The organism is Aeromonas sp. ZOR0001 (genome assembly GCF_000801015.1).
In the GTDB taxonomy this organism is placed as follows: domain Bacteria; phylum Pseudomonadota; class Gammaproteobacteria; order Enterobacterales; family Aeromonadaceae; genus Aeromonas; species Aeromonas veronii.
In genome coordinates, this window is sequence record NZ_JRJY01000104.1 from 1 (window position 1) to 6443 (window position 6443).

The 6443-nt window shown below is 64.3% G+C and carries 6 protein-coding genes; 2 read left to right on the top strand and 4 right to left on the bottom strand.

The window, feature by feature from the left end; genetic code table 11:
- Together L972_RS13385 and L972_RS13390 are read left to right on the top strand one after the other, a co-directional pair.
- The coding region (locus L972_RS13385) for a triacylglycerol lipase (protein ID WP_047438792.1) at positions 1-614 on the top strand (614 nt) is incomplete at its 5' end.
- Positions 611-1360 (top strand): lipase secretion chaperone, encoded by a 750-nt coding sequence (locus L972_RS13390; protein WP_047438794.1) that lies wholly within the window; start codon positions 611-613, stop codon positions 1358-1360. The genes L972_RS13385 and L972_RS13390, both read left to right, overlap by 4 nt.
- Positions 1361-1396: 36 nt before the next feature.
- On the opposite strand, the gene L972_RS13395 is transcribed toward L972_RS13390, so the two are convergent.
- From L972_RS13395 to L972_RS13410, 4 genes are all read right to left on the bottom strand, one after another.
- Positions 1397-2098: a hypothetical protein gene (locus L972_RS13395; protein ID WP_047438810.1), complete on the bottom strand. Its 702-nt coding sequence runs from the start codon at positions 2096-2098 to the stop codon at positions 1397-1399.
- Positions 2099-2142: 44 nt separating this feature from the next.
- On the bottom strand, positions 2143-2538 hold the full coding sequence (locus L972_RS13400) for an acyl-CoA thioesterase (RefSeq protein WP_005336457.1): 396 nt from the start codon (positions 2536-2538) through the stop codon (positions 2143-2145).
- A gap of 264 nt (positions 2539-2802) precedes the next feature.
- Positions 2803-4980: a catalase/peroxidase HPI gene (gene katG, locus L972_RS13405; protein ID WP_047438795.1), complete on the bottom strand. Its 2178-nt coding sequence runs from the start codon at positions 4978-4980 to the stop codon at positions 2803-2805.
- 145 nt (positions 4981-5125) lie between these two features.
- Positions 5126-6443: ABC transporter substrate-binding protein (locus L972_RS13410; RefSeq protein ID WP_047438813.1), on the bottom strand; the 1318-nt coding region annotated here is incomplete at its 5' end.

Here is a 6443-nt window from a genome sequence, read left to right on the forward strand (position 1 = left end):
CCCCCGGCGGCCCCCCCATCCGCTATGTCGCCTCGGTCGCCCCCGAGCTGGTTGCCTCCGCCACCAGCGTCGGCGGCGTCAACTACGGCTCCGAGATTGCCGATCTGGTGCGGGCCAATGCCGCCCCCGGCAGTGCCGCCGAGAAGCTGGCGGCCGCCGCGGCCCACGCCCTCTCCGGCATGATTTCACTGCTCTCGGGCGGGAGCCAACTGCCGCAAGATCCGGTCGCCGCCCTCGATGCCCTCACCAGCAAGGGGGCCAGCCAGTTCAACCAGCGCTACCCGGAGGGGCTGCCCAGCCGCTATTGCGGCGAGGGGCCGATGCAGGCCAGCAACGGCGTCTACTACTTCTCCTGGAGCGGGCGCGGCAACCTGACCAATCTGCTGGATCCGGTGGATCCTGCGCTGGCGCTGACCGGTGCCTTCTTCAAGGAGCCCAATGACGGACTGGTCGGGGTCTGCAGCAGCCACCTCGGCAAGGTGATCGGCACCGGCTACCGGATGAACCATCTGGACGAAGTGAACCAGTCCTTCGGCATCCATCATCTGTTCGAGACCGATCCGGTCACCCTCTATCGCCAGCATGCCAACCGTCTCAAGGAGCTGGGACTATGAAGATCGCCACCCTGCTCGTCGTGCCCTGCGCCATCACCCTGCTGCTTGGCGGGGTGTTGCTCTGGCCCACGGCACCAACGGCAGACTCATCCCCCGCTCAAGCCAGCCAGCATGCACAGAGCCACCCGCACGATCCCGAGCAGGAGGCCGCCGATGCCCTGCAGGCCCGCTATCGCACCTTTGTCTCCGCCCAGAGCAGCCTGACGGTGCCCACCGAGATCTCCCTCGCCAGCCTGCAGATCCTGTTTGACGAGCGGGAGCAGCTGCGCCAGCAGAGCTTTACCCCGGCCGAGCAGGCCCAGCTGTTTGCCGAGGATCGACTGATGGAGCAGCTGACCCTGCGCCGCAGGGCGCTGGCGGAGGCAAGAGACAGCGACAAGTCGCAGCTGGCCAGCGAGCTGGATCTCTGGCTGGCGGAGCAACCGGGCTGGTTTCGCGAGGCGGAGGCCAACAGCCGCCTGCTTGAGGAGTTGCAAGAGCTGGCGCAGATGGACCCGGCCAAACGGGAGGCTCTGCTGCTGGAGACGGGGGGGCCGGAAGCGGTGGATCGGATGCGCCAGCTGGAGCAGAACCGGCAAGGGTTCGAGGAGCAGCTCAGCGGCTTTCTGGCCGAGCTCAGACAACTGCCGAACGAGGCCCGGGCCGAACAGCAGCAGGAGCTGCTGGCACGCTGGTTCGAGCCCGGACAGTGGCGCCGGGTCGAGGCGCTCACCCGGCTCAAGCTGGGGGAGCCACACACCGAATGAGAAGGGGGCCCGTGATGGGCCCCCTTGCTATTGCGCTTATTGCGGCTTGTTGGCACCCGGCAGCGGCTGCCAGGTGAGGCGGGTTACCTGAGTGCCCTGCACCTCGCACTTGAGGCTCAGCTCCTGCCACCCCTTATCCTGACGCAGGGAGACCTCTCCCTCGATCCCCTGCTCGCCAATCTTCAGCTTATCCTGCTCGAAGATCACCTTGTCGCCGTGGGCGAGATCCATCAGTTTGCCGTTGCAGAGCCAGTGAGCGAGATCCGCCCCCTTCAGCTTGACGCCACCCTTGGCCGCCTTCTGCTCGGCCGCGCTCACCACAAACAGCTTGCTCAGCTCGGCAGCCCGCTTGGTGAGCCACTCCTGACGCTGCTGCATGCTCATCTTGCTGACGAACTCGGCGGGCTGCCCCTTCTCGTCCAGCCACTGGATCAGCTTGCCGCTGTCATCAAAGGCAAACTGGGCCGCGGGCTCTTTGACCCCGAACAGCTTGCCGCCCTTGAAGTAGTAGCGGCTCTCCCCTTCCAGCTTGCCCAGCTCGTTCATGATGGGCACGGCGATGATGACGGGGGCGCCATCGATCCAGGCCTTGATATCGACGCCGTCATGGCTGAATTGACGGGTATCGAGGGCGCTCTCGGCCCCCTTATCCATCAGGGTAAACTGCTCGGCGAGAGAAGCGGCCAGAGAAGGGAGGGAGCAGAATCCCAGGGTCAGCGCGATCGCTGTGTTGCGCATTGAGTTGTACATAGCACTCCTGTGATGGGCCATCCGGCCCGTGGTTAACTCTCTGTCAGCCAGGCCCGCAGCCCTTCCCGGTGAGCATCACTCAGGGGCAGGGATTGGCGGGCCCGGTAGTCAAAATGGATCAGGGTCGTTTCGGCGGTGACGGCCAGTTCGCCGCCCTGCCAGGCCTCCTGCCAGACCGTAAAGGAACTGGTGCCGATGCGGCGCACGCCAGTCTTGATGGTGACCGGCTGGCCGTAGAACAGCTCCCGTTTGAACTGCACCGTATAGCCCGCGATGATTAGATGCCAGTTATGCACATCCAGATCGGGGGAGAAGATCCGGAACAGGGGATCCCGCGCCGATTCGAACCAGACCGCCGGCACCGTATTGTTGATATGGCCGAGGGCATCCGTCTCCTGAAAGCGGGGTTGGATCTGCATTTCCAGCATGGGTTGACTCCTTGTCTCTTTGTTTCTGTCCTTGTCCGTTCATGGGACATCAGTGGCCAATGGGTGGCCGCCGGGCATCACCAGCGGATCAGCATGTTACATGATACTGCTGGCCCAAGCACAGGGATGCCAGCGGCCCTGCGCGACCGGCCAGCGGGTGTCGCAGCGCGGCGGATTGTAGGGCTGCACAGAAAAGCGGGCAGTAAAAAGCCCCGCACATCTTGGCTGTGCGGGGCTGGTGCAGATAACCAAACGGCTCGGGGACTAGCCCAACAGATCGAAGCGATCCGCATTCATCACCTTGTTCCAGGCGGTGATGAAGTCACAGACAAACTTCTCCTTGTTGTCATCCTGGGCATAGACCTCGGCATAGGCGCGCAACACCGAGTTGGAGCCGAACACCAGATCCACCCGGGTGGCCGTCCATTTCAGGGCGCCGCTGCGGCGATCGCGGATCTCGTAGAGATTGCTCGCTTTCGGCAGCCACTGGTAGCCCATGTCGGTCAGGTTGACGAAGAAGTCGTTGCTGAGCACCCCGACCCGATCGGTAAAGACCCCGTGCCCGGTACCGCCGTGGTTGGTGCCGAGCACCCGCATCCCGCCCACCAGCGCCGTCATCTCGCAGGCGGTAAGCCCCATCAGCTGGGCACGATCCAGCAGCAGCTCCTCCGCCGTCACCACATAGTCCTGCTTCAGCCAGTTGCGGAAGCCGTCGGCCAGAGGTTCCAGCACCTCGAACGAGGCCACATCGGTCTGAGCCTGAGTGGCGTCCCCCCGGCCCGGCGCAAACGGCACGCTCACCGTCACTCCGGCGGCCTGGGCAGCCTGCTCGATGGCGAGGTTGCCCCCCAGCACGATGAGATCCGCGACGCTGACGCCACACTCGGCCGCCAGCTTGTCATAAACCGCCAGCACCTTCGCCAACTTCGCCGGTTCGTTGCCCGGCCAATCCTTCTGCGGCGCCAGCCGGATGCGGGCGCCGTTGGCACCGCCCCGCTTGTCGGAGCCTCGGAAGGTACGGGCACTGTCCCAGGCGGTACTCACCCGCTCGCTGATGGAGAGGCCGCTGGCGGCAATCCTGGCCTTCACCGCCGCCACGTCATAATCGGCGCGTCCGGCTGGCACCGGATCCTGCCAGATCAGATCTTCTGTCGGCACATAGGGGCCGACATAGCGGCTCTTCGGCCCCATATCCCTGTGGGTCAGCTTGAACCAGGCGCGGGCAAAGGCGTCGGAGAAGGCCGCCGGATCATCGCGGAAGCGCTCGGCAATCTTGCGATACTCGGGGTCGAATTTGAGCGCCATATCGGCATCCGTCATCATGGGTTTGCAGCGGATCGACGGGTCCTCCACATCCACCGGCATATCCTCTTCGGCGATATTGATCGGTTCCCACTGATGGGCCCCCGCCGGTGACTTCTGCAACCACCAGTCGTACTTGAACAGCAGATCGAAGTAGCCGTTGTCCCATTGGGTCGGGTGGGTGGTCCAGGCCCCTTCGATGCCGCTGGTCACTGTGTTGCGGCCGATGCCGCGGCTGTGGTGATTGATCCAGCCGAGCCCCTGCTCCTCGAGGCTGGCCCCTTCCGGCTCGGGGCCAAGCTGTTTGGCATCGCCGTTGCCGTGAGCCTTGCCGACAGTGTGGCCACCGGCGGTCAGCGCTACCGTCTCTTCATCATCCATCGCCATGCGGGCGAAGGTAACTCGCATATCCTGCGCGGTTTTCAGGGGATCGGGCTGGCCATCCACCCCTTCCGGGTTGACGTAGATAAGCCCCATCATCACCGCCGCCAGCGGGTTTTCCAGATCCCGCTCGCCGGAGTAACGACCACCCGGCTTGCCGCTGGGCGCCAGCCACTCTTTCTCCGATCCCCAGTAGATATCCTTCTCCGGATGCCAGATATCCTCGCGGCCAAAGGCGAAGCCGAAGGTCTTGAGCCCCATGGACTCATAGGCCACAGTGCCCGCCAGAATTATCAGGTCGGCCCAGCTGATCTTGTTGCCGTACTTCTTCTTGATGGGCCACAGCAGGCGACGGGCCTTGTCGAGGTTGGCGTTATCCGGCCAGGAGTTGAGGGGGGCAAAACGCTGGTTGCCACTGCCGCCACCGCCACGACCATCGGCGATGCGATAAGTCCCGGCCGAGTGCCAGGCCATGCGGATCATCAGGCCGCCGTAGTGACCCCAGTCGGCGGGCCACCAATCCTGACTGTCGGTCATCAGGGCGGTCACATCCTGCTTGAGGGCCGCCATATCGAGCCCCTTCAAGGCTTTCCGATAGTTGAAACCGGCCCCCAGCGGATTGGTCTTGGTATCGTGTTGGTGAAGAATGTCGAGGTTGAGGCTCTTCGGCCACCACTCCATTCTGGACGTCTCGACGGAGGTGGTTCCCCCGTGCATGACCGGGCATTTTCCTGCGGAACCGTCTGAATTGTTGCTCATCGTTTTCCTCATTTGCTCTGCTGTCCATAACCTGAAACAGCATGGCACAGAGGCGTGACACAAACTGTGCAGCAGCGGCCGATTTACGGATCTTTCACGCAAGCGGCCACGGAACGCCCGTCAGCCGCGACAGAAATTGGACGAACTATGGCGCCTCTGCGGGCTGATGGAACGGCTCGGGCCGCAACCAGGCGCTGCGAAAATCGAACCAGCCGAGCGCCGTCATCCGCACCCCGTGCACGCCGACCCGGCTCTCCAGCTCCAGCCAGTGGTGAAACAGCGGCACAAACCAGCTCTGCTGCTGCACAGTTGCCAGCAGGGCGCGGGGGCCAGGCTCCTCACCGCTGGCCCGCCACTGCATCAACCCTTGCCACAACTCATGCTGACAGCTCCACACCTTGCGCAGCAACGGGGTGCCCTGCAACCAGGCGTAGGGGGCAAAGGGGCCGGCATGCTCGAGGTTGAGGGTGCCGAGCCAGAGATCCACGTCTTCATCCTCGCCACTCACCCAGCGACCGTAATCGAGGGTGCGCACCTCGAGCCTGATCCCCTGTTCGGCCAGCAGGCTGCTCATGGCGTTGGCACACTCGTTGAACTCCAGATGCTGGTTGAAACAAGCGAGCACTAGAGTCGTCGGCAACTGCGCCGGTGTGGGCAAGGGCGCGGGCAGCGCTTCGCGCCAGTGGGGCAGCAGGCCGAGGGCGCTGGTCCAGCCCCGTTGCAACTCGGGGGCGACCCGCCCCATCAGAGCCACCGGATTGAGCAGTTGGCCGAGCCATTGCCGCAGGGAGGGATCTTGCAAGGATCCGGAACGATCGTCCTGCAGCAGGAAGTAGCAGCCCGACTCCAACTCCGACTCGCCGCGCATGGTACCGAGCTCAGGGCTGTCGCGCCCCAGCTGCAGGTGGGTCTCCAGTCGCTCCGCCAGCTCCGGCAGCATCCAGATATCGATCTCGTCGAGCAGGGCCCGCAGGCCGAAGTAGTCGTCAAACGCCGCAAGGCAAAGATGCAGGGGATCGTTGGCGGCCACCCGGTAAGGGCCGGTGCCCACAGGTTGCAGGGCAAAGCCCGCCTCCCCCTTGAGCTCCCGTGGCAAAATGGTCGCCACCGGCTCGGCCAGCAGGTGGGGCAGCCAGGGATCCGGGCTGTCGAGATAGAGATCCAGCGTACGCGGCCAGGGGCTCTCCAGCCGATCCAGATGGGCGAACAGCGGGCGATCCCGCAGGGCCAGCAGACTCTCCATCACATCTTCCACCACCAGCTCGCGGCCGTGGTGAAAGCGCACCGCCGGGCGCAGGTAGAAACGCCAGTGGCAGGGGCCCAGACACTCCCAGTGGTGGGCGAGATCCCCTTCGATTTCCCCATTTTCCTCATTTCGCCGGGTCAGGCCGTTGAAGATCTGGCGGCTCAGGTGGATTTCGGAGCGGCGCATCGGGCCGGTGGGCAGCAACTGCGGCAGCGGC

Excerpts from the sequence above, each read along its gene's own strand:
- L972_RS13400 (WP_005336457.1), bottom strand. The coding sequence starts at position 2,538 with ATGCTGGAAATGCAGATCCAACCCCGCTTTCAGGAGACGGATGCCCTC.
- katG (WP_047438795.1), bottom strand. The coding sequence starts at position 4,980 with ATGAGCAACAATTCAGACGGTTCCGCAGGAAAATGCCCGGTCATGCAC.
- L972_RS13390 (WP_047438794.1), top strand. The coding sequence starts at position 611 with ATGAAGATCGCCACCCTGCTCGTCGTGCCCTGCGCCATCACCCTGCTG.
- L972_RS13395 (WP_047438810.1), bottom strand. The coding sequence starts at position 2,098 with ATGCGCAACACAGCGATCGCGCTGACCCTGGGATTCTGCTCCCTCCCT.